This window comes from Pseudomonas vranovensis DSM 16006 (assembly GCF_000425805.1).
Classification (GTDB): Bacteria; Pseudomonadota; Gammaproteobacteria; order Pseudomonadales; family Pseudomonadaceae; genus Aquipseudomonas; species Aquipseudomonas vranovensis.
In genome coordinates this window covers 245207-268750 of sequence record NZ_AUED01000011.1, presented here as the reverse complement: position 1 = coordinate 268750, position 23544 = coordinate 245207, and the positions used below count along the sequence as shown (strand labels likewise).

At 60.6% G+C, this 23544-nt stretch carries 24 protein-coding genes and 1 tRNA gene; 5 read left to right on the top strand and 20 right to left on the bottom strand.

All coding sequences use genetic code 11. The features are described 5' to 3' along the window. Positions 1-206: 206 nt before the first annotated feature. Positions 207-1403, top strand: a complete 1197-nt coding sequence (locus H621_RS0112865; RefSeq protein ID WP_028943793.1) for an amino acid aminotransferase — start codon at positions 207-209, stop codon at positions 1401-1403. A 62-nt stretch (positions 1404-1465) separates the two neighbouring features. Beyond that, a tRNA-Asn gene (locus H621_RS0112860) sits at positions 1466-1541 on the top strand. Between the two features lie 69 nt (positions 1542-1610). On the opposite strand, the gene H621_RS0112855 is transcribed toward H621_RS0112860, so the two are convergent. The 5 genes from H621_RS0112855 to H621_RS0112835 all read right to left on the bottom strand — a co-directional run bounded on the left by H621_RS0112855 (position 1611) and on the right by H621_RS0112835 (position 5100). Further along, positions 1611-2033, bottom strand: coding sequence for a cupin domain-containing protein (locus tag H621_RS0112855; RefSeq protein ID WP_105642805.1), 423 nt, complete (start codon positions 2031-2033; stop codon positions 1611-1613). A gap of 90 nt (positions 2034-2123) precedes the next feature. After that, positions 2124-2684, bottom strand: coding sequence for a DUF1285 domain-containing protein (locus H621_RS0112850; protein WP_028943791.1), 561 nt, complete (start codon positions 2682-2684; stop codon positions 2124-2126). 9 nt (positions 2685-2693) lie between these two features. After that, entirely contained in the window at positions 2694-3299 is a 606-nt protein-coding gene (locus H621_RS0112845; RefSeq protein ID WP_028943790.1) for a DUF4823 domain-containing protein, read from the bottom strand. A 66-nt stretch (positions 3300-3365) separates the two neighbouring features. Further along, positions 3366-4334, bottom strand: a complete 969-nt coding sequence (locus H621_RS0112840; RefSeq protein WP_028943789.1) for a GTP 3',8-cyclase MoaA — start codon at positions 4332-4334, stop codon at positions 3366-3368. 127 nt (positions 4335-4461) lie between these two features. Next, complete coding sequence (locus tag H621_RS0112835; protein ID WP_028943788.1) at positions 4462-5100, bottom strand: TetR/AcrR family transcriptional regulator; 639 nt, start codon at positions 5098-5100, stop codon at positions 4462-4464. A 72-nt stretch (positions 5101-5172) separates the two neighbouring features. Between H621_RS0112835 and H621_RS0112830 the strand changes: the two genes are divergently transcribed. Continuing rightward, a complete protein-coding gene (locus H621_RS0112830) occupies positions 5173-6306 on the top strand; it encodes an aminotransferase class V-fold PLP-dependent enzyme (protein WP_028943787.1) in 1134 nt (377 codons plus the stop codon). 238 nt (positions 6307-6544) lie between these two features. On the opposite strand, the gene H621_RS0112825 is transcribed toward H621_RS0112830, so the two are convergent. The 12 genes from H621_RS0112825 to H621_RS0112770 form a co-directional block, all read right to left on the bottom strand. Beyond that, positions 6545-7327 carry a TatD family hydrolase gene (locus H621_RS0112825; RefSeq protein ID WP_028943786.1) on the bottom strand — a complete coding sequence of 261 codons (783 nt, stop codon included), beginning with the start codon at positions 7325-7327 and terminating at the stop codon, positions 6545-6547. Between the two features lie 45 nt (positions 7328-7372). Next, a complete protein-coding gene (locus H621_RS0112820; protein ID WP_028943785.1) occupies positions 7373-8359 on the bottom strand; it encodes a DNA polymerase III subunit delta' in 987 nt (328 codons plus the stop codon). Further along, on the bottom strand, positions 8352-8984 hold the full coding sequence (tmk, locus tag H621_RS0112815; protein WP_028943784.1) for a dTMP kinase: 633 nt from the start codon (positions 8982-8984) through the stop codon (positions 8352-8354). Before tmk ends, H621_RS0112820 begins: the two co-directional genes overlap by 8 nt. A 19-nt stretch (positions 8985-9003) precedes the next feature. Beyond that, a complete protein-coding gene (mltG, locus tag H621_RS27075) occupies positions 9004-10149 on the bottom strand; it encodes an endolytic transglycosylase MltG (RefSeq protein WP_051270529.1) in 1146 nt (381 codons plus the stop codon). A gap of 3 nt (positions 10150-10152) precedes the next feature. Further along, complete coding sequence (gene pabC / locus H621_RS0112805; protein ID WP_028943783.1) at positions 10153-10968, bottom strand: aminodeoxychorismate lyase; 816 nt, start codon at positions 10966-10968, stop codon at positions 10153-10155. Then, the gene (gene fabF, locus H621_RS0112800) at positions 10968-12212 is read right to left on the bottom strand and encodes a beta-ketoacyl-ACP synthase II (RefSeq protein ID WP_028943782.1); all 1245 of its coding nucleotides are present in this window, start codon (positions 12210-12212) and stop codon (positions 10968-10970) included. Before fabF ends, pabC begins: the two co-directional genes overlap by 1 nt. A 105-nt stretch (positions 12213-12317) precedes the next feature. Further along, positions 12318-12554: an acyl carrier protein gene (gene acpP / locus H621_RS0112795; protein ID WP_025261008.1), complete on the bottom strand. Its 237-nt coding sequence runs from the start codon at positions 12552-12554 to the stop codon at positions 12318-12320. A 195-nt stretch (positions 12555-12749) separates the two neighbouring features. Next, positions 12750-13490, bottom strand: coding sequence for a 3-oxoacyl-ACP reductase FabG (gene fabG / locus H621_RS0112790; protein ID WP_028943781.1), 741 nt, complete (start codon positions 13488-13490; stop codon positions 12750-12752). Between the two features lie 16 nt (positions 13491-13506). Continuing rightward, positions 13507-14445 carry an ACP S-malonyltransferase gene (gene fabD / locus H621_RS0112785; RefSeq protein WP_028943780.1) on the bottom strand — a complete coding sequence of 313 codons (939 nt, stop codon included), beginning with the start codon at positions 14443-14445 and terminating at the stop codon, positions 13507-13509. Positions 14446-14574: 129 nt separating this feature from the next. Then, on the bottom strand, positions 14575-15585 hold the full coding sequence (plsX, locus tag H621_RS0112780) for a phosphate acyltransferase PlsX (protein WP_084167958.1): 1011 nt from the start codon (positions 15583-15585) through the stop codon (positions 14575-14577). A 3-nt stretch (positions 15586-15588) separates the two neighbouring features. After that, entirely contained in the window at positions 15589-15771 is a 183-nt protein-coding gene (gene rpmF, locus H621_RS0112775) for a 50S ribosomal protein L32 (protein ID WP_010223221.1), read from the bottom strand. A gap of 13 nt (positions 15772-15784) precedes the next feature. Then, positions 15785-16312, bottom strand: a complete 528-nt coding sequence (locus tag H621_RS0112770; protein ID WP_028943778.1) for a YceD family protein — start codon at positions 16310-16312, stop codon at positions 15785-15787. Positions 16313-16407: 95 nt separating this feature from the next. Here H621_RS0112770 and H621_RS0112765 point away from each other — a divergent pair, with 95 nt between their 5' ends. Further along, positions 16408-16983, top strand: coding sequence for a Maf family protein (locus H621_RS0112765; protein ID WP_028943777.1), 576 nt, complete (start codon positions 16408-16410; stop codon positions 16981-16983). 55 nt (positions 16984-17038) lie between these two features. Here the strand turns inward: H621_RS0112765 and H621_RS0112760 are convergent, their stop codons facing one another. Genes H621_RS0112760 through rluC form a run of 3 tightly spaced genes read right to left on the bottom strand, consistent with a single transcriptional unit; the run spans position 17039 to position 19652 of the window. Then, positions 17039-18022 carry a S49 family peptidase gene (locus H621_RS0112760; protein ID WP_028943776.1) on the bottom strand — a complete coding sequence of 328 codons (984 nt, stop codon included), beginning with the start codon at positions 18020-18022 and terminating at the stop codon, positions 17039-17041. 6 nt (positions 18023-18028) lie between these two features. Further along, complete coding sequence (locus tag H621_RS0112755; RefSeq protein ID WP_028943775.1) at positions 18029-18706, bottom strand: HAD family hydrolase; 678 nt, start codon at positions 18704-18706, stop codon at positions 18029-18031. Beyond that, complete coding sequence (gene rluC, locus H621_RS0112750) at positions 18696-19652, bottom strand: 23S rRNA pseudouridine(955/2504/2580) synthase RluC (RefSeq protein WP_028943774.1); 957 nt, start codon at positions 19650-19652, stop codon at positions 18696-18698. The genes H621_RS0112755 and rluC overlap by 11 nt, the downstream gene beginning before the upstream one ends. Positions 19653-20398: 746 nt before the next feature. Here rluC and rne point away from each other — a divergent pair. Continuing rightward, entirely contained in the window at positions 20399-23500 is a 3102-nt protein-coding gene (gene rne, locus H621_RS0112745) for a ribonuclease E (protein ID WP_084167957.1), read from the top strand. Positions 23501-23544: the final 44 nt, after the last annotated feature.

Below are 23544 nucleotides of genomic sequence, written 5' to 3'. Positions count from 1 at the left end.
CTCAGTGTCGAGGGCAATTGCTGTATTGGACGGGTCAATTCGACTAACGGTCGAAAAATATTCGGCGAAACAGCAGGAAAAGCTGCGCTGGACTGTCGCCGTGACCGACCGGTATCACTATACTGACTCCCCGTTTGTGCACCGCTCTAGTGCATTCGACTGGAGCGTGCGACCTCTTTCACTCTCCATTCAGAGCCAAGGTAATAATGAGCCTGTTTTCCGCTGTCGAGCTGGCACCACGCGATCCCATTCTGGGCCTCAACGAAGCTTTCAACGCCGATACCCGTAGCAACAAGGTCAACTTGGGTGTAGGTGTGTACTGCAACGAAGAAGGGCGTATCCCACTGCTGCGCGCAGTGATCGAAGCCGAAACCCAGCGCGCTGCCCAGCACGCTTCCCGCGGTTACCTGCCGATCGATGGCATCGCCGCCTACGACCAGGCCGTGCAGAAGCTGCTGTTCGGTGCCGAGTCACCCCTGCTGGCCGCAGGCCGTGTCATCACCACCCAGGCCGTGGGTGGTACTGGCGCCCTGAAAATCGGTGCAGACTTCCTCAAGCAGATTTCGCCAAATGCCGTGGTTGCCATCAGCGACCCTAGCTGGGAAAACCACCGCGCGCTGTTCGAAGCCGCCGGTTTCCCGGTCCAGAACTACCGCTACTACGATGCTGCCACCAACGACGTCAATCGCAGCGGCATGCTGGAAGACCTCAACGCCCTGCCCTCCGGCTCGATCATCGTCCTGCACGCCTGTTGTCACAACCCGACCGGCGTCGACCTGAGCCTGGACGACTGGAAAAACGTTCTGGAAGTCGTCAAGGCCAAGGGCCACGTGCCGTTCCTCGACATGGCCTACCAGGGCTTTGGCGATGGCATCCACGAAGATGCATTTGCAGTCCGCCTGTTCGCCGAATCGGGTCTGGATTTCTTCGTCTCCAGCTCGTTCTCCAAATCCTTCTCGCTGTATGGCGAGCGCGTTGGCGCCCTGTCGATCATCACCGAGTCCAAGGAAGAAAGCGCTCGCGTGCTGTCCCAGGTCAAGCGCGTGATCCGTACCAACTACTCCAACCCGCCGACTCACGGCGCCACTATCGTCGCCACCGTGCTCAACAGCCCGGAACTGCGTGAGATGTGGGAAGCCGAGCTGGGTGAGATGCGCCAGCGCATCCACGGCATGCGCAAGCAGATGGTCGAGCTGCTGGCCGAATATGGCGCTCAGCGCGATTTCAGTTTCGTCGGTCGTCAGCGCGGCATGTTCTCTTACTCGGGCCTGACCGTTGAGCAAGTCGCACGCCTGAAGAACGAATTCGGCATCTACGCTCTGGATACGGGTCGTATTTGTGTCGCCACCCTGAACCAGAGCAACATTCATGGGGTGACCAAGGCCATCGTCGAGGTCCTGTAACTGACCTTTTGCCAAGGGGAAGCTTGACTTCCCCTTGGCAATCAGTAAGATACGCCACAGATTCCGCGATAGCTCAGTCGGTAGAGCAAATGACTGTTAATCATTGGGTCCCAGGTTCGAGTCCTGGTCGCGGAGCCAAATACCTGAAAAACCTCCAGTTGCGTTAAGCACTGGAGGTTTTTTCGTTTCTGCCCTCCGCATTTTTTCCTAGGGCTTGTAAGGCTCGGTCACGGGTCGCTGCTCATCCACCAGTGTCCACACCAGCAACTTTGCCGGCGCCGTCTCACTGCCATTGCGCGACACCAGGTGTACCGCCCCCGGCGGTTCGTACCAGAATTCGCCCGCCTTGTAGGCCGTTGGCTGCTGCTCACTCTTGAGCTGGGACACCACAGTCCCTTCCAGCACATACGCCATGACCGCACCCGGATGCCGATGCGCCACGGACTGCTGGCCCGGCGCATAACTGACCGTCAGCATGATGGCTTTCTTGCCTGGCGCATTGCTTGGCAACTGCTGTTGCAAAACCTTGACCGCTTCCCAGCCCTGCTCCGGGCCATGAGCCCAGGCACCCGGCAGAACAAACAGGCTGGCAACGATCAGACTACTGAGGGGTAACAGGCGGGGCTTCATTGGCATGACCTCTGATGTATGAGTACCGGCAGGCTATGCCGGCACTCACGAGGTAAAAAGCACCAATTCGGGGAAAAACGCGGAGGCTAATCAACTACGACCAATGGGGTAGAACGTGCCGCCACTCCAGACTCCCAGCCACTGCTGGCCATCGATCTGTCGCGGCACAGCCAACTCGACCAGTTGATAGAACACATTACGATGGATCAGCGCCTCGAGGTTGCTGCGCATATGAACGTAGGGCGAGGGTTCTTGAGTTTGCGCGTCGATCTCGAAACGCAATGGATGCTCGGGACCGGCCTCGACCTGGTCCTCGACATTGCTGGTGAAGCGCAGTACCTGCTGCTTACCACTGCCTTGCACCTCAAGGGCTACCGCCACAAAGGGTGCGTCGTCGACCTTGATGCCGACCTTCTCCACCGGCGTCACCAGGAAGTAGTCGTCACCGTCGCGCCGAATGATGGTGGAGAATAACCGCACCATCGGCTTGCGCCCAATCGGCGTCCCCAGGTAGTACCAGGTACCGTCGCGAGCAATGCGCATGTCGATGTCGCCGCAGAAATCCGGATTCCACAGATGCACAGGTGGCAAACCTTTCTCCGCCTTGGGAATCTGCGACAGCAGATCGTTTGCCTTGCCGGAATCCGTCATTACATTCTCCTATCGACTCATGCCCAGAAGGCTACGAGCGTAATCCTCAAGGGGTGGGCCGAGCAAATCTTCCGGCTTGTTATCGTGGAACGTCAGCAAACCGCCACGGCTTTTGATCCGCGCGGTGTCGATCAGGTAGCGGGTATTGGTCTCGATCAACATCAACTGGACCACGCCGGTGTCGATGCCCAGACGATCCACTGCTTGCTCGTCATACCATTCGTCACCGTTGCCGGTGCGATCATCGGTACGCGCAAAGCGGGTGTACAGCAGGTAGTGGGCACCCACCGAACGAGCCTCCACCAGCGCTTCTTCCAGGCCCAGGGGGCCTTGGGCACGTCGCACCATGGGGAAGTACTCGACAAAGCCCTTGAACGCTTCCTCGGCGACCACATTGGGTCGTGGATAAGGGCCTTTGCCCGGCGGCACGAAAGCGCCCTGGCCAATGTAGATGAATGAGTCAGGCTGCAGACGGACCGACAGCGAACGACGCGTGTCGCTATGGTCGAGCAAGCCGGCGTCGCTCATGTGATAACGGGCGCCCTCGCCCATGTCGCTGACATTCATGCAGCCGCCCAGCGCCATCAGCGCCAGCAGCAGAACCAGGCTACGCATCTATCCTCCAGTGGCCGGTGACGGAAAACCGGCGAACGGCTGACAGATGCAGCTTTTGCGCCAGTCTTAGCCACCAATGATCTTCATCACCGTTGCACCGCCGGAAAATGCCACGGGCTGCTTGTCGCCCAGCGCCTTGAGCAGCAAACCCTGCAAGGCAGGCAAGGCCTCGTGGCGGGGCTTATCAAGCAGATCGCCGACATAGTGACGGTTGCTCGATGACAGGCAACCGTGCAGCCAACCGGTCGACGACAGGCGCAGACGCGAGCAGGTACGGCAGAACGGCACGCTTTCGTTGGCAATCACACCAAAGAAGCCATGACCGGGAATCTGATAGCGCAGGGCCGTGGCATCCACAGGCGCATTGGCCTGCAGGTATTCGTAACGCTCGCCGATCAATTGCAACAGATGCTCGAGACTGACGAACTGTTGCAGGAACGCGTTGCCGTCACGCGCCAGATGCCCCATGCGCATCAGCTCGATGAATCGCAGCTCGAACCCCCGCGCCATGCAGTATTCAAGCAACGGCACTACCTGATCGAAGTTCTGCCCGCGCAAGGGCACCATATTGACCTTGATCTTGATCCCGGCCGCACTGGCCTGCTCCATGCCATCGAGCACCGTGGCCAGATCGCCACCACGGGCGATACGCCGGAATGCATCGGGATCAAGGGTATCGAGGGAGACGTTGAGCCGGCGAATGCCAGCGGCGCGCAGCAAGGGCAGCTTGCGAGCGAGCAGTTGACCGTTGGTGGTCAGGCTGATTTCATCCAGGCCAAGGGTGGCGACGGAGGCGAGGAAGGTTTCAAGCTTGGGGCTGACCAGCGGCTCGCCCCCGGTCACCCGCAGGCGCTCGATGCCGGCCGCTTCGATCAGATAGGCCACGCCACGGGCCATGGCTTCGGCAGACAACTCATCCTGGGCCGCCACCAGACGCTTGCCGTCCGGCACACAATACGTACAGGCATAGTTGCAGGCAGCGGTAAGACTGACGCGCAAGTTGCGAAAACGCCTGCCTTGGCGGTCGACGATCATGGGTGACTCCGGCATGGATGAATCGGGCCTGCAAAACCTGACTCAAAAATCAAGTTTTTGCAAGCCTCATACCTGAGTATATTCCCGCCAGGGTCATCCCTGTAGCGCCATCGGCGCCCTGAATGCCTCAGCTGCCGGCGCCGTCCGGGTCACGCTTGCGCTTGTTGCCCATGCGCACGCCGATGTCCATCAGGAACTGGAAGAAACCTTCCTGATCCTCCAGCACATTGCTCCAGAACGGCGAGTGATAGAGCGCTACGGCCCCATGCACCAAGGCCCAGGCAGCGCAATAATGGAAGTACGGCGGTACGTCTTCAAGCTTGCCTTCGCTGATGCGACCCTTGATCAGCAGGGTCAGGCGCTCGAAGTTGGACGCACGGATCTTGTGCAGCTCCTCGACCATCTCGGGAACCTGGTTACCCTTGACCACCTTCTCTTCGAGGCGATCGAACAACCGGTAGCGCTGCGGATCACGCATGCGAAATTCGAAGTAGGCGCGCGACAGGGCTTCCTTGTCGCGGTCAACGTCGGCAGAGTGCAACAGTTCGTTCAAATCGCGCTCGTAGTCGAGCATCAGGCGCAGATAGATCTCCGCCTTTGACTTGAAGTGCTTGTAGATCGTGCCTTTGCCGATACCGACAGCATCAGCGATCATCTCGACGGTGACACTGTCTTCACCCTGTTCGAGAAACAGCTTGAGCGCGGTATCGAGAATTTCTTGCTCACGGCGACGAAACTCACGGACCTTACGAGGTTCTTTCTGCATAAGAAGGACTGGATCAAAATCGAAGCCGGTTATTATGCCTAACTTGCGCCAAAATGCACGGATCATCCAACCATGTCTATGTTTCTTGAAGAGTTCGAACAGGCCCCGGGCCTTCGCTATCTGAACCATGCAGCCGTGGCACCCTGGCCGAAACGCGCCAGCCAGGCGGTTGCGCGCTTCGCCCAGGAGAACGTTTTACTGGGCGCAAGGGACTATCCGGACTGGATGCTCATGGAGCAGCGCCTGCGTGAACGCCTTATGCGCCTGACGAACGCGCCGTCGACCGATGACATCGCCCTGGTCAAGAACACCTCCGAAGCGCTTTCATTCGTCGCCTTCGGACTCGCCTGGCAGGCCGGTGACCAGATAGTAATCAGTGACGAGGAGTTCCCCTCCAACCGCATTGTCTGGGAGGCTCTGGCCAACCAGGGCGTCGAAGTGGTCCAGGTCAGCCTCAAGGGGCCGGACCCGGAAGCCGATCTGCTGGCGGCCTGCGGGCCTCGGGTTCGATTGCTGGCCATCAGCGCAGTACAATTCGCCAGCGGGCTGCGCCTGGACCTGGCACAGCTCGGCCAGGGCTGCCGCGAACGCCAGGTACTGTTCTGTATCGATGCCATCCAACAATTGGGCGCCCTGCCCTTTGATGTCCAGGCCTACCAGTGCGATTTCGCCATGGCCGACGGACACAAATGGATGCTCGGCCCGGAGGGCCTTGGAGTGTTCTATTGCCGGCGCGAAATTCGCCCTAGGCTCAAACTCAGCGAATACGGCTGGCATATGCTCGAGCACATGGGCGACTACACCCGCACCACCTGGGAACCAGCACACAGCGCCCGGCGCTTTGAATGCGGCAGCCCGAACATGCTCGGCGCAGCAGCCCTGGAGGCCAGCTTGTCGCTGCTTGAAGCTGTGGGCATGGACCAGGTGGCTGCCTTGCTGGCCGAGCGAGTGGCCTGGTTGCACGATGGTCTCGCGGCGATTCCCGACGTACGCCTGCACAGCCCACAGGACCCGACACGACGTGGCGGCATCGTTTCATTCAGCATCGACGGGATTGATAACCTTCAGGTCTATCAACACTTGAAGCAGGAGCAGGTGGTCTGCATCACTCGAGGCCAAGGTATACGATTTTCACCGCACTTCTACACGCCCGAGGCGATAATCGACGAAACTCTCGCAATAGTGAGACAAATAGCAGAGCGTTGAGTGCTCAGCAGCGGCAGCCGTATTCCAAATCTGTTTAAAAAACGACCAGCCGGCGCTGGCAGCCCGCCAATCCTGACCAATACTTCAGGTGTTGGCGCGGCGCATCCCCCCAAGTGGCGCGCCGATAAAGGTGCTCAGGGACCGCGTACCTTTGTTTTACTCCTAATGGTCTTAACCCGGATTCACCCCCCAGAACCCGGGTTTTTTTTGCCTGCATTTTGTGCCTGCGAGCTTGCCCCTAGCGGACCCGTGCCAGCGGAAACAGACGCTTGAAGTTGGCCGTGGTCTGCTCAGCCAGTTGCTCATAGCTTTCTCCCCGCAGCATCGCGACAAACTCCGCCACTTCACGCACGTACTGCGGCAAGTTCGCTTTGCCACGATGAGGGACAGGCGCCAGGTATGGAGAGTCGGTTTCTACCAGCAGGCGATCGGCCGGGACTTGTCGAGCCACATCCCGCAGGGCATCGGCATTGCGGAAAGTGACGATACCAGACAGCGAGATGTAGTAGCCCAGGTCCAGCGCCGCCCTGGCCATGTCCCAGTCCTCGGTGAAGCAGTGAAGCACCCCCGTCTGACTCAAGTCGGCCTCGCGCAGCAACGCCAGGGTATCGGCCCGGGCCGCCCGCGTATGGATGATGACCGGCTTGCCGGTGACTTTCGCCGCCTGCAAGTGAAGACGGAAGGAGTCCTGTTGGACCTCGGCCGCCTCGGGCTCGTAGTGGTAGTCCAGCCCGGTTTCACCGATGGCTACCACGTGCGGGTGTTCAAGCTCCTTGAGCAGCCATTCCAGCGGCGGAGCGCCGTCAGGGGTCAAGTCCAGCGGATGAATCCCCACCGAACAGTCGACATCGCTGTAGCGCTCGCTGAGGTCCTTGACCGCCTTGGCGTTGTCGGCACTGACGCCGATACACAGAAAGTGACCGACACCTCGCGCCCGGGCCGCCTCGAGGGCGGCATCCAGGGAGTCCTGGTGCGCGGAAAGGTCGAGACGATCGAGGTGACAATGGGAATCTACAAGCATGGCTTCACGACAACACTGAAAAATGAATGAATTCGAACGCCGGGCTCAACGTTGGCCAGGCAACATCGCCCAGGACGCCAGCAGCGCCTCGAGCAGCAGCACACGATTGAGATTGGCCTTCGACAGCACCTTCTGGCGCTGGGCGAGGATCCAGTCCTGAATCTCCAGCACCTTGCCCTTGCTGCTTTTCTGCGCCAGGTACTGCACGACTTTGCGCATGTCGCTCAAGCCTAACCCTTCCTCGTCTTCGGTCAACTGGTAGCGCAGGACCAGATTGGACCAATCACAGAACCAGTCGAACAACTGCAGCAAGGGGATAGCATTCCAGGCTTCAGCGAGCTGGCTGGGGGACAGCTGCTGCTTGAGCAGCTTCTTGACCCCCTCGACCACCAACGCACGCTGCTCGCGCACACCCTGGGCCTGAAGGCTGACCGCCGCCAGCGGCGAACCCGCTGCCAGGGTGAGCAACTCAAGGCGCTCCTGTTCGTCACAATCAGGCAGCGCCTTGCTTAGCCAGGCCACGCTTTGGGCGGTATCCGGCAGCGGACAGGCCTGCTGGACACAGCGACTTTTGATGGTCGGCAGCAAGCGGCTGGGCTGATGGCTGACCAGCAACAACACGGTGTTGCCCGACGGCTCCTCAAGACTCTTGAGCAAGGCATTGGCAGCGTTGATGTTCATCGCCTCGACCGGCTCGATCAGCACCACCTTGCGCCCGCCCAGTTGTGCGGTCTGAACCACGAACGACACCAGGTCACGCACCTGGTCGACCTTGATGGGCTTGTCGGCCTCCTCCGGTTCCAGTACGTAGTTGTCCGGGTGACTGCCGGCAGCCAGCAACAGGCACGACTTGCACTGGCCACAGGCCTGGAGATTGGCCGGGCGCTGGCATAACAGCAACGCCATCAGGCGCTCGGCCAGCGCGCGCTTGCCGATGCCCAGAGGACCATGCAGCAGGTAGGCATGGGCATGCTGTGTACGCCCGGCCAGTTGCTGCCACAAGGTCTGCTGCCAAGGGTAGGCCTCAGCCACGGCAACGCTCCAGGATCTGCGGCAGCAAGGCATCCAGAGACTGTTGTACCTGTGCCAGGGTCTGAGAGGCGTCAATCAGCGTGTATTGCTCGGGAGCAGCCTTGGCACGCTCCAGGTAGGCTTGGCGTACAGCCTCGAAAAAGACCTGCCCCTCCTGCTCGAAGCGATCCAGGCGACCACGCGCCGCCGCCCGCGACAATCCGATTTCCACAGGCAGGTCGAAGACCAGGGTCAGGTCCGGGCGTAGGTCGCCCTGGACGAACTGTTCCAATGTGGCGATGCGCGACACCGACAGGCCGCGACCGCCGCCCTGATAGGCATAGGTGGCATCAGTGAAACGATCGCACAACACCACCGCCCCTCGGGCCAGGGCCGGGCGAATCACTTGCGCCAGGTGCTGGGCACGGGCGGCAAACACCAGCAACAGCTCGGTGTCGGCATCCATGATCTCTTCGCTGGGCGCCAACAGCAGTTCGCGGATCCGCTCGGCCAGCGGCGTACCGCCTGGCTCACGGGTCAGGACCACATCCACGCCCTCGGCCCGCAGGTGCTCGGCAAGGTACTCGCGATTGGTGCTCTTGCCAGCGCCTTCGGGACCTTCCAGGGTAATAAACAAGCCGCTCACAGGCAGTCCTTACAGTTGATCATTGCGGGGTGGGTTCGCTGGCTGGCGCTTCCGGTTCAGGGAGCGCCTGGCCTGCCTCGGCAGGGGGCTCTTCGACGGGGGCTTCCTGGGCAGGAGCCTCGACTGGAACCACAGGGGCCGGGCTCGAACGATAATCGGCACGACGCTTGATTTGATATTCGCGAACAGCCGAGTTGTGCGCATCCAGGTCATCAGAGAAGACATGGCTGCCATCGCCACGCGCCACGAAGTACAGGCTGGTACCCGGGGCCGGGTTCAGCGCGGCATGGATGGCTTCACGCCCCACCATGGCGATCGGGGTCGGCGGCAGTCCAGCATTGGTGTAAGTATTGTAGGGCGTCGGTTCACGCAGGTCGGCACGGGTGATCTTGCCGTTGTAACGCTCGCCCATGCCGTAGATGACTGTCGGATCGGTCTGCAACAACATGCCGATACGCATGCGCCGCACGAACACGCCGGCGATCTCGCCACGCTCCTGGGGCACCCCCGTCTCCTTCTCCACCAGCGAGGCCATGATCAGCGCCTGGTATGGATCACGATACGGCAAGTCGGCGGGACGCGCCGCCCACTCCTTGGCCAGCACCTCTTCCAGGCGGGCGTAAGCCTGCTGGAGAAACTCTACATCGGTCATGCCACGAACAAAACGGTAGGTATCCGGGAAGAACCGCCCTTCGGGAAACACACCGGGATGGCCAAGCTTGTCCATGACCTCGACATCACTGAGGCCGTCGATGGTCTGCTTGATCTTTTCATGCTTGGCCAGTGCCGAGCGTACCTGGCGGAAGTTCCAGCCCTCGACCAGGGTCAGGCTGTATTGCACCACATCACCCCGACGCCAGACTTCGAACAGGTCGCGTACGGTCATGCCGGGCGTCACGCGGTATTCGCCCGTGTGCAACGGCACGCCTGCCATGTTGAAGCGCCAGTACAGGCGCAACCAGAACGCGTCGTTCAGCAGGCCGTCTTTCTCCATGCGGTAGAACATGCGATTGGGGTTGGTGCCGGTCGGCACGTCGAGCAATTGCTCCTGGCTTACATGCAGGGTCTGCTCGAGCGCCGAGTTCACTTTCCAGGCCGAAAAACCCAGCATCAGGCCTGCCAGGATCAATCCAGTCTCCAGCAGCACCAAGAATTTACGTCTCACAAATCAGGTATCCAGTAACGTACGGGCAATGGCCTGCAGTTTACGGGTGAGTGGTCCCGGCGACCAGTTCAGCGAGTCAAATGCGCGCACGGGCCAAACGCCATAAACGCTGTTGCAGACGAAGACTTCATCGGCCTGCTCCAGGTCCTGCAGGGACAGATCGGCAATCCTCACCGGAATACCAGCTGCTCCAGCCTGCGCGATCAGCGCCGCCCGCATGACGCCGGCCACACCGCAACGACTCAGGTCAGCGGTCAGCAGCTGGCCATCACTGACCAGGAACAGATTGCTGTACACCCCTTCGATGACCCGGCCCGACGTGTCGCGCATCAAGCCTTCGGCATGCTCGGGATCCTGCCATTCGGAACGCGCCAGGACCTGCTCGAGCCGATTGAGATGTTTGAGCCCCGCCAACAAGGGTTGTTCCGCAAGACGCGTGGTACAGGGGAACAAAAGAATACCCTGCTCGGCATTCCGGGCAGGATAGAAGGGCAAGGGACTGCCCTGAAGGATACGTCGTGGCGCCGCCCCAGCGGCAGGCGCATAGCCGCGCTGGCTGTCGCCACGCACAAGAATCAGTTTGAGTACTCCGTCACCCAACGCACTGGCGTAACGGCAGAGCTCATCGCAAACCAGGCCGTGATCAACACTGATCGCCAGGCGCTGGCAACCCAGCGCCAGGCGCTCGAGGTGGTACTCGAGCAACGATGGCCGACCGGCCCGCACAGCGATGGTCTCGAACAGACCATCGCCGTAGGCCAGCCCGCGGCTTTGCAGATTGACTGCATCAGCCGGCAGGCCATCGAGCCAACTGTGCATCAGTCGGCGAACCGGCGGAACACCAGCGAGCCGTTGGTACCACCAAACCCGAAGGAGTTGGACAGCACCACGTCGATCGGCATGTTGCGCGCCTCATGCGGCACGAAGTCCAGGTCGCAACCTTCGTCCGGCTCATCGAGGTTGATGGTCGGCGGTGCTACCTGGCTGTTGATCGACAGCACGCTGAAGATCGCCTCTACTGCACCGGCGGCGCCGAGCAGGTGGCCGGTCATCGACTTGGTCGAGCTGATTGCCAGCTTGTAGGCATGATCACCAAACACCGACTTGATCGCCGAGGCTTCTGCCAGGTCGCCTGCTGGCGTCGAAGTGCCGTGGGCGTTGATGTAGCTCACCTGGTCAGCATTGAGGCCGGCATCACGCAGGGCGTTGACCATGCAACGCGCGGCGCCGCTGCCGTCTTCTGGCGGAGAGGTCATGTGGTAGGCGTCGCCACTCATGCCAAAGCCGACCAGCTCGGCATAGATGGTCGCGCCACGAGCCTTGGCGTGCTCGAGCTCTTCAAGCACCAGGGCGCCGGCACCGTCAGAGAGGACGAAACCGTCACGGCCTTTATCCCATGGGCGACTGGCCCGGGTCGGGTCGTCATTGCGGGTCGACAGCGCGCGCGAGGCACCGAAGCCACCCATGCCCAAGCCGCAGGCTGCCATTTCCGCACCGCCAGCGATCATCACATCGGCTTCACCGAAGGCGATGTTGCGCGCAGCCATGCCGATACAGTGAGTACCGGTGGTGCAAGCAGTGGCAATGGCGTAGTTAGGCCCCTGTACCCCCAGATGGATCGACAGGAAACCGGAAATCATGTTGATGATCGAACCTGGCACGAAGAACGGCGAAATGCGTCGCGGGCCCTGATCATGCAGCGTCCGACTGGTTTCTTCGATATTGGTCAGACCGCCGATACCCGAGCCCATGGCGACGCCAATGCGCTCGCGGTTGGCATCGGTCACTTCCAGGCCGGCGTTGCGCACTGCCTGAAAACCGGCTGCCAGGCCGTACTGAATGAACAGATCGAGCTTGCGGGCTTCCTTGACCGACAGGTACTGCTCAACCTCGAAGCCCTTTACCGAGCCGCCAAAACGGGTGGAGTAGGCAGACAGGTCCGTATGTTCAATCAGACCTATGCCACTGCGGCCAGCCAGAATGCCCTGCCAACTGCTCGGCACATCCGTACCCAGTGGCGACAGCATACCCATACCGGTGACCACGACGCGTCTACGCGACACAGCACTCTCCTTATTCACATTGACTACATGTCTTGTAAAGAAAAAACCGCACGCCGGCGAAGGCAGTGCGGTTTTTCCATGACAAGAAGCGACGACTACAACGTCTTAGCCCTGGTGGCTGTTGACGTAGTCGATAGCAGCTTGAACAGTAGTGATCTTCTCAGCTTCTTCGTCAGGGATTTCGGTCTCGAATTCCTCTTCCAGAGCCATCACCAGCTCAACGGTGTCAAGGGAATCGGCACCCAGATCTTCGACGAAGGAAGCAGTGTTCACTACTTCTTCTTCTTTAACGCCCAGTTGCTCGGCGACGATTTTCTTGACGCGTTCTTCGATGGTGCTCATACCTTGTTTTCACTCCTAATGGACATATGTCAGGCAGCTGGCCGGTGTGTAAGTGTATAGAAAGACGTCTGCTTTTCAAGCGCAACACGCCTCGCCAGACCACACCTGCCAACCGACTAGAATCTGGTTGCAGCTTTATAACGGATTTTAGACAGCTCGTATGACATTTTTTTGAAGCAATCCGTCACATTAGATTTACATATACATGCCGCCGTTGACCGGAATCGTAGCGCCAGTCACATAACCTGCGCCGTCGGAAGCCAGGAAAGCCACCACATTGGCGATCTCCTGAGCCTGGCCCAGACGCCCCAGGGGGATCTGGGTCTGCAGCGCTTCGCGTTGAGCTTCCGGCAATTCGCGAGTCATGTCGGTATCGATGAAGCCTGGGGTCACCGAGTTGACGGTGATGGCACGGGAGCCGACTTCACGAGCCAGGGCGCGGCTGAAACCTTCCAGGCCGGCCTTGGCGGCTGCGTAGTTGACCTGGCCGACGTTACCCATCGCACCCACCACCGAACCGATGCTGATGATACGACCCCAGCGCGCCTTGGTCATGCCGCGCAACACGCCCTTGGACAGACGGTAGAGGCTGTTCAGGTTGGTGTCGATGACGTCGAACCACTCGTCGTCTTTCATGCGCAGCATGAGATTGTCACGCGTGATACCAGCGTTGTTGACCAGGATGGTCGGCGCACCGAACTGTTCCTGGATGGCAGCGAGGGTGGCAGTGACGGATTCGTCACTGGTCACGTTCAACTCCATGCCGGTGCCGGTGATGCCGTGCTCCTTGAGGGTGGCGGTAATGCGCTCGGCACCCGAAGCGGAGGTCGCGGTACCGATCACGGTCGCGCCCAGACGGCCCAGCTCCAGGGCGATGGCCTGGCCAATACCACGGCTGGCGCCGGTTACCAGTGCAACTTTACCTTGCAGGCTCATGCAAGCTTCTCCTAATTCAGGCCAGCGCCGCACGGGTGGCGGCGAAAGCATCCGGGGTATTGAGGTTAAAGGTGTTGACGCCGTCAGCGCAGCGCTTGTTCAGACCAGCCAGGACCTTGCCCGGACCACACTCGACCAGCTGCACCGCGCCATTGGCGGCCAGGGTCTGCACGCACTCGACCCAACGGACCGGCTTGAACAGCTGCTCGAGCAAGTCGCGCTTGAGGGTGTCCAGGTCGGCCGCCACGGCAGCGCTTACATTTTGTACCAGCGGGATCTGCGGAGCCTTCCAGTCGATGCCATTGACCGACTCGGCAAAGCGCTCGGCAGCAGGACGCATTAGCTCGCAGTGCGATGGCACGCTCACCGGCAGCGGCAGCGCACGCTTGGCGCCCTTGGACTTGCAGGCCTCCATGGCACGCTCGACGGCTGCCTTGGCGCCAGCAATGACCACCTGGCCAGGCGAGTTGAAGTTCACCGCACTGACGACTTCACCCTGGGCAGCGTCGGCACAGACGGCCACGACATCGGCGTCGTCCAGGCCCAGGATGGCTGCCATGGCGCCCTGCCCGGCCGGAACGGCTTCCTGCATGAGCTGACCGCGGCGCTCCACGAGCTTGACCGCATCGGCCAGGCTCAGGCTGCCGGCGGCAACCAGCGCACTGTACTCACCCAGACTGTGGCCGGAAACGAATGCAGGACGCGCACCACCTTCCGCCAGCCACAAGCGCCACAGGGCGATCGAGGCAGTCAGGATGGCCGGCTGGGTTTTGTCGGTTTGATTGAGTTGCTCTTCCGGGCCGTTCTGGGTCAGCGCCCAGAGGTCATAGCCCAGAGCCTCGGAGGCCTCGCGGAAGGTATCAATAACCAACGGATACTGAGCGCCCAGCTCGGCAAGCATGCCGAGGGACTGCGAACCTTGACCGGGAAAGACGAATGCGAGGGATGCAGACATTGAACAAGCCCCTAATGATCTTGTCGTCGGAAATGAAGCGCCCAGCGCGCGGCTGAGCACAAGAAACTGAAAACTTGGATGTTAACGCGGACCAAGCGGTCACATTTAACCACTTCCTGACGGATATGCCTAAAGCAACAGGTCTTCCAGCCGCCCGTGCAGACGCTGGGGCAGGTTCTCCTGAATTTCGATCAGGGCCCGCTGGATGGCACTCTGAAAGCCCTGCACACCCGCAGAACCGTGACTCTTGATGACGATGCCCTGGAGGCCGAGAAAACTTGCACCGTTATGACGCGCCGGCGCGAGATCAGCCTGCAGGCGCTTGAGCAGCGGCATGGCCACTGCACCTGCCAGACGCGCCCCAAGCCCACCCTTGAAGAGGGCCTCGATGCGCGAGCCGATCATGGTCGCAAGCCCCTCGCTGGACTTGAGCAGGATATTGCCTACGAAACCGTCGCACACCACCACATCCGCCTCACCACGGTACAGACCGTCGCCTTCAACGAAGCCAATATAGTTGAGGCCGCGAGCGTTCTGCAGCAGGCTGGCTGCCAGCTTGACCTGCTGATTGCCCTTGATGTCCTCGGTACCAACGTTGAGCAGCGCCACCCTCGGCCGGGAAATCCCCAGGGCCTGGGCCGCAACGGAGCCCATGACCGCAAACTGGAAGAGGTTTTCTGCACTGCAGTCGACATTGGCACCCAGGTCAAGCAACTGGCAGTAGCCGGACTGGGTCGGGATGGCCGCAACCATGGCCGGTCGATCGATGCCAGGCAGCGTCTTGAGCACATAGCGCGACAGCGCCATGAGCGCCCCCGTATTACCCGCGCTCACGCACGCCTGCACCTTGCCATCACGCAACAATTCAAGCGCCACGCGCATGGAGGAATCGGGCTTGCCACGCAAAGCCTGGGAGGGCCGCTCGTCCATGCCGATCACTTCGCTGGCAGCGACAATCTGCAGGCGCGCGCGATCCGCTGCCGGCTGGCCAGCGATCAGATCTTCAAGGAGGGAGGGTTGACCGACAAGGGTCAGGTGCAGCGAGGGGGTAGCTGACAGGCAAGCAATACTCGCCTGAACAATGCTGCGGGGACCGAAGTCCCCGCCCATTGCGTCAATCGCGATGATCTGAGCGGACAAGGATTACTCGTCAGCGCCCTTGTCGATCACTTTACGACCACGGTATACGCCTTCTGGCGATACGTGGTGACGCAGGTGCACTTCACCAGTGGTTTTCTCTACGGACAGAGCGTTTTCCGAGAGGGCGTCGTGCGAACGGCGCATGTCACGGGCAGAGCGGGATTTTTTGTTCTGCTGAACAGCCATAATTGATTAACTCCTAAACGTTTGGGTCACGCTTTAACTGCGCCAATACACTGAACGGGTTGGACCGTGTTACCTCGTCCTTGCTCGGTTCGGGCTCATCGGCGCCCGCCGGCTGCTGGCATTCTTCCGGATGATGAGCAGGCACGATGGGCAAGGCAAGCAGAAGCTCCTCCTCGACCAAGGCCTGCAGATCCAAAGGATCTTCGCCCAGTTCCAGCACGTCATAACCTTTCGGTAACGACTGGGTATTCGCACCCTCCTTCACCACGGCGTAGGTACACTCGCTGTGGATCGGCAGGGTGACCAGCTCAAGACAACGCTGGCAAACCATTTTGACCTCGACGTCGAGTGAGGTGTGGATAACCACGGCCTTCTGCTCGTCTCGCTCAAAATCGAATTTAGCCTGCACCGTACCGACATTATCGGAAAGCGGGTCGCAGAGTCTCTCCAAATCGGCGAGCTGCAGCGTTCCTTCAATAGAAACACCACGATCGGCCAATTTGCGCGGGTCAACGTGAGGTGGAATCGGGTCATTCAACATAGGCGCAGCATTCTAGGGACGACCCCCGCCCCTGTCAAAGGAAATTCGGCTCCGTTCAGCATGTTAGAATCGTTTCACCTGCCCAGGAGTTCATCATGCTGCCTTTGTTACTGGCTTCCAGCTCACCCTATCGCCGCGAATTGCTCGCCCGCCTGCACCTGCCATTCAGTTGGGCAAGCCCCGACATAGACGAACAACGATACCCGCAAGAGCCAGCCCTGGACCTGGTAAAACGACTGGCCCGGGAAAAAGCCCAGGCACTCGCGACAAACCACCCCGACCACCTGATCATCGGCTCCGACCAGGTTGCCGTACTCGGCGAACAGATCCTCGGCAAGCCGCACACCTTCGAGCGAGCCTGCGAGCAGTTGCTCGCGGCCAGCGGCAATCACGTCACCTTCCTAACAGGCCTTGCGCTGCTCAACAGCCAGACCGGCCACTGCCAGGTCGATTGCGTGCCATTCACGGTCAACATGCGCGAACTGGACTTGCCACGCATCGAGCGCTACCTGCGCATCGAGCAGCCCTACGATTGCGCCGGCAGCTTCAAGGCCGAGGGCCTGGGTGTCAGCCTGTTCCAGAGCACCCACGGCGTCGACGCCACCAGCCTGATCGGCCTGCCACTGATCCGCCTGATAGACATGCTCCTGCAAGAGGGCATCACCTTGTAGGAGCGGCACGAAAAAGCCGGCCTCAAGGGGCCGGCCTTTCTACATCCCAGGACACTCAGCGCAACGAAGGCCCCTGAAAGCCCATCCACATCGCCAGACGCTCCGCAATGCTGGTACCCAGGCGCTTGGAGAAGCGATCAAAGGGTGACTCTTCGATAGTGAAGTCCACCAGCTCCTTCTCGCCCACCACCTCACGTGCCACATAACCGGCACTGCCCAGGCCATCGACCAACCCCAGGGCCAGCGCTTGCTCACCGGACCAGATCAGGCCACTGAACAGCTCGGGGTGCTCCTTGTCCTTCAAGCGCTCGCCACGCCCCTGCTTGACACTGGCAATGAACTGCTTGTGAGTGGTTTCCAGCACCCCCTGCCAGAACGCCGTCTCTTCAGGCTTCTGCGGCTGGAACGGATCAAGAAACGCCTTGTGCTCGCCAGCAGTGTAGGTACGACGCTCGACACCAAGCTTCTCCATCGTACCGACGAACCCATACCCCGCCGCCGTGACACCAATGGAGCCCACCAGGCTGGCCTTGTCGGCATAGATTTCGTCGGCGGCACTGGCAATGTAGTAAGCGCCGGAAGCCCCCAGGTCACTGATCACCGCATACAGCTTGATCGCCGGATACTCCGCGCGCAGCCGGCGAATTTCATCGTAGACATACCCGGACTGCACCGGACTGCCACCCGGACTGTTGATACGCAGAATCACTGCCTTGGTTTTCGAGTCCTTGAAGGCCTCTCGCAGACCACCGACGATGTTGTCGGCACTGGCAGGCTCCTGGTCGGCAATCACCCCGCGCACCTCTACCAGCGCTGTATGCGTGACACTGCGCGAGGCAGCCTTGTCCATGTTCATCAAAGGCGAAAACAGGGCAAGGATGCCGAACAGGTACATAAAGGTCAGCAACTTGAAGAAGATCCCCCAGCGCCTGGCGCGACGCTGTTCTTGCACGCCCGCCAGGAGGGTTTTCTCCAACAACTTCCAGCTCTTTTGCTCTTCATTGCCTTCGGCGCTTGGCGCCTTCCACTCGTCAGCCATGCTCACCTACCCTGGAAATACTTCGACAGGCGACCGGCTCAACCAGGCCTGCAAGTGTGAAAAATGCTCTAGACAGACCTGCGGCCTGAAGGCATTCAATGCCTCGAGCGACATCGCCCCATAACCGACAGCGGCCGAATGCATACCGGCGTTGCTGGCCATCAGCAAGTCGAATGACGAGTCACCCACCATCAATGCACGCGACGGTTCGACCTGGCAATGGGCGAGAATCTCTACAAGCATCTGCGGATGCGGTTTGCCACGGCTTTCGTCGGCAGCGCGCGTGACATCGAAGTAATCCTGCCAGCCATTGGCTTGCAATACTCGATCCAGGCCACGACGCGCCTTGCCGGTAGCCACTGCCAGACGATAGCCCTCGGTTCGAAAGGCCTCAAGCGACTCGACCACCCCTTCGAACAGAGGCGAAGGCTGCACATCCAGCGCCATGTAGACATCGGCATAATGCTGGCGAAACGTTGCGACCTGCTCGTCACCCAGATGCGGATACAAGGTGGCAATGGCCTCGGGCAGCGCCAGGCCAATAATGCCCTTGACCGCCGCGTCATCACAGGTTGACTCCCCTACCCGACCTGCAGCCAGGTGCATGGCCTGGACAATACGCCCGATAGAGTCAGCCAGGGTGCCATCCCAATCGAAAATCAGCAGGTCGTAATCACGCTGCACTCAAGCGCTCCACAGTCTTGGCCCACATGTCGTCCACTGGCGCCTCGAGCTTGAGCTCACCACCATCGGGCAGCGGAACGGTCAAGGCATAGGCATGCAGGAACAAACGCTTGCCCCCCAGCTCTCGAATTTCACGAGTGAAGTCGTCATCACCGTACTTGCTGTCGCCGGCAATGCAATGCCCGGCATGCAGGGCATGGACACGAATCTGGTGAGTGCGACCAGTGATCGGGCGCGCCTCGATGATGGTTGCGAACTCGCCGAAGCGGCGCAGAACACGGAACAATGTCAGCGCTTCCTTGCCCTCATCGTTGACCTCGACCATGCGTTCACCAGAGCGCAGGTTGCTCTTGAGCAACGGCGCATTGACCTGTTTCTTGGCTGTCGCCCAATGGCCTCGTACCAGCGCCATGTAACGCTTGTCGACACCATCGCCACGCAAGGCGGCATGCAGGTGACGCAACATGCTGCGTTTCTTGGCAATCATCAACAGGCCGGAGGTATCGCGATCCAGGCGATGAACCAACTCCAACTCCTTGGCATCCGGACGCAACTGACGAAAGGCTTCGATCACGCCAAAACTCAGACCGCTACCGCCATGAACGGCGATACCAGCTGGCTTGTTCAATACGATCAAGGCCTTGTCTTCATAGACAATGGCGGCTTCAAGACGCTGAAGCAAACCCTGGGCCACCGGCACAGGCTCGTCGCGCTCAGGCAGACGAACGGGCGGCACCCGCACGATGTCACCGGCCTGCAACTTGTACTCCGGCTTGATCCGCCCCTTGTTCACGCGCACTTCGCCTTTACGCAAAATGCGGTAAATCAAGGTCTTGGGAACACCCTTGAGCGCAGTAATAAGAAAATTATCGATTCGTTGGCCGGCAAGTTCCGGCGCGACCTCGATCAGCTGGACGCCGGAGGTCGGAGGGGCATTAGTCGTCATTTGCCAATCATAACAATTTTTTATGGATTTGAAGCACTTAATGATTGCTGCTATAGTCGCGAACGCCGCCAAAAGCGGCAGGCCAGCGGACTCACGGCTTCTAGCCGGCCCTGACCGACGCAATTCTCGAGGACGCGAGGCCGTCCGACGGGGCTTTTGCCAGTTTACAGAAATGCCTGGAATCGCCACCAGCGCCGTGCAGAGAAGACCGATAAAAAACTACAAGAGCGGTATTTCGCCCTCCCCCACGTTTTTTTCGATGCCACTCTGTCAGTGCCGTCAATTTCACGCAGTCTTGGCGAAGGCTTCGGAAATACCAGCCTTGGACATAAAAGGCGCGGGCTCCCCAATTGGAGCTGGCGATAAATGCAACCCGTTGCGGATTCAGCGCGCGGCAGCACCCGAATTATCAGGGATACGTGTAGGGTGGAGATGCACAACCGTCGGACCGTGTAGTACTGCGTCCAGTCCAGCGGCCTTTAGGCCAGGCGACCGGACCCGGTCTTGATCAAGATGCCCCTGGGGCGTCCACGGCCGAAGGCTGATTCCTCCTCCTGACTGAGTGCATTTGACACCACAGCAAGCAGGACGCGTCGTCGCGACTTCGGCAGCACTGGGTTACCAGACTGGCTCGAATGTCGCTGGACACGGGGGTGGCCCGCCACCCCTTGCGCACCTGACACCGACCGTGAGAAGTCGTGTGTGCCGAACGCCGTTTCCGGCAGCCCGGAAACCGACGGTATTACATGAAAAGAATGCTGATTAACGCAACTCAACCCGAAGAGTTGCGTGTAGCTCTGGTGGACGGCCAACGTCTCTACGACCTGGACATCGAGTCCGGTGCGCGCGAGCAGAAGAAGGCCAACATCTACAAAGGCCGGATCACCCGGATCGAACCTAGCCTGGAAGCCGCATTCGTCGACTTCGGCTCCGAACGCCATGGCTTCCTCCCCCTCAAGGAAATCTCCCGCGAATACTTCAAGAAGTCCCCGGAAGGTCGGGTAAACATCAAGGAAGTACTCAGCGAAGGCCAGGAAGTCATCGTCCAGGTCGAAAAAGAAGAGCGTGGCAACAAGGGCGCCGCCCTGACCACCTTCATCAGCCTGGCCGGTCGCTACCTGGTCCTGATGCCAAACAACCCACGTGCCGGCGGTATCTCCCGTCGCATCGAAGGCGAAGAACGCAATGAACTGCGCGAAGCCCTGAACGGCCTGGTCGCACCCGCCGACATGGGCCTGATCGTGCGCACTGCCGGCCTGGGCCGCAGCAGCGAAGAAATGCAATGGGACCTGGATTACCTGCTGCAACTCTGGACCGCGATCAAGGAAGCCTCCCTGGACCGTTCCGCACCTTTCCTGATCTACCAGGAAAGCAATGTCATCATCCGCGCAATTCGCGACTACCTGCGCCAGGACATCGGCGAAGTGCTGATCGACAGCATTGATGCCCAGGAAGAAGCCCTGACCTTCATCCGCCAGGTAATGCCGCAGTACGCCAGCAAGATCAAGCTGTACGAAGACAGCGTCCCGCTGTTCAACCGCTTCCAGATCGAAAGCCAGATCGAAACTGCCTTCCAGCGCGTGGTCGACCTGCCGTCCGGCGGCTCGATCGTGATCGACCCGACCGAAGCCCTGGTGTCCATCGACATCAACTCGGCACGCGCCACCAAAGGCAGCGACATCGAAGAAACCGCCCTGCAGACCAACCTGGAAGCGGCCGAAGAAATTGCCCGCCAGCTGCGCCTGCGTGACATCGGCGGCCTGATCGTCATCGACTTCATCGACATGACCCCGGCCAAGAACCAGCGTGCCGTCGAAGAAAAGGTGCGCGAGTGCCTGGAGGCCGACCGCGCCCGCGTACAGGTTGGTCGTATCTCGCGCTTCGGCCTGCTGGAAATGTCCCGTCAGCGCCTGCGTCCATCCCTGGGCGAAAGCAGCGGCATCGTCTGCCCACGCTGCAGCGGCACCGGCATCATCCGTGACGTCGAGTCCCTGTCGCTGGCTATCCTGCGCCTGATCGAAGAAGAAGCCCTGAAAGACCGCACCGCCGAAGTTCGCGCTCAAGTGCCGATTCCGGTTGCCGCCTTCCTGCTCAACGAAAAGCGCAACTCGATCACCAAGATCGAACTGCGCACCCGGGCGCGTATCGTCATCCTGCCGAACGACCACCTGGAAACCCCACACTTTGAAGTCCAGCGTCTGCGCGACGACAGCCCGGAAGCCCTGAGCAGCCAGTCCAGCTACGAAATCGCCGCGGCCGAGACCGAAGAAGTCCAGCCGACCGCAGCCACCCGCACCCTGGTTCGCCAGGAAGCCGCGGTCAAGACTGCCCCGGCACGCGCCAATGCACCGGTGCCGACCACCGTCGAACAGCCGGCAGCCCCGGTCCACGTTGCGCCTGAGCCAAGCCTGTTCAAAGGCCTGGTGAAGTCGCTGGTCAGCCTGTTTGCCGGCAAGGAAGAGCCTGCCGCCGCGCCAGTCGTTGCCGAAAAGCCAGCGACCGAACGCCCGCAGCGCAACGAAGAGCGCCGCAACGGTCGCCAGCAGAGCCGTAACCGCAACGGCCGTCGCGAAGAGGACCGTGATCGCAAGCCTCGCGAAGAACGCGCACCGCGTGAAGAGCGTCAGCCTCGCGAAGCCCGTGAACCTCGCGAAGAAACCCAGGCCCGTGAAGAGCGCGCCCCTCGCCAGCCACGCGAAGAGCGTCAGCCACGTGCTCCACGTGAAGAGCGCCGCTCCCGCGAAGACCGTCCGGTCCGCGAACTGCGCGAGCCACTGGATGCCGGCACTCCAACCGTACGCGAAGAGCGCCCTGAGCGTGCCCCGCGCGAAGAACGCCAGCCTCGTGAAGAGCGTGCCCCCCGCGAAGAACGCGCCCCACGTGAAGAGCGCGCCCCGCGCGAAGAACGTGCGCCGCGTGAAGAGCGTCAACCACGCCCACCACGTGAAGAACGCCAACCGCGTGCCGCCGAACAGGCTGCCGAAGCTGCTGAAGAGCAACTGCCGAACGAAGAATTGCTGCAGGACGACAACCAGGAAGGCGCCGAAGGCGATCGTCCACGTCGTCGCTCCCGTGGCCAGCGTCGTCGCAGCAACCGTCGCGAGCGTCAGCGTGACGCCAACGGCAACCTGGTAGAAGGTGCCGAGGAAGGCAACGAAGAACAGCCACAGCCAAGCGCGCTGGGTGCTGAACTGGCTGCCGGCCTGGCCGTTACCGCTGCCGTTGCAACCAGCAACATCAGCGCCGATGCCGAGGCCCAGGCCAACCAGCAAGCCGAGCGTGCTACTGCTGCTGTTGAAGAGCAGGCACCTTCTGATGAAGCAGTTGCCGAGCCTTCGATTGTCGAAGCCGCTCAGCCCGTGACTGAAGTGACCGAAACCGTTGAAGTGGCTGAAGTCGCAGCAGCCCCGGTTGTCGAGCAGCCCTTCCAGGCACCGGTAGAAACTGCTGAAGTCAGCATCGCACCAGTGGTTGAAGAAGTGGTTGTCGCTCAGGTTAAAGCTGTCGAGCCAGCCGTTGCCACCGAACCTGAAATCCAGGTACCGGTGCAAGCTGAACCTGAAGTGGTTGCCGAAGTAGCCGCAGAACCTGCTCCGGCTGTTGTCGAAGCTCCGGTTGCAGTCGCTGAAGCACCTGCCGAAGCGCCAGCCGAAGTGACTGAGGCACCTGCTGAAGCACCCGCTCCAGCCAGTGCCCTGACCAGCAACGGTCGCGCACCTAACGACCCACGTGAAGTCCGTCGCCGCAAGCGCGAAGCCGAGGCAGCTGCCGCTGCTGAAGCCAAAGCAGCGGCCGAGCAGCAAGCCGAAGCCCTGGAAACCACCGAAGAGCACAAACCGCTCGTCTGATCTTCCAGGCAGTAAAAAGCCCCGCCAGGTAACTGGCGGGGCTT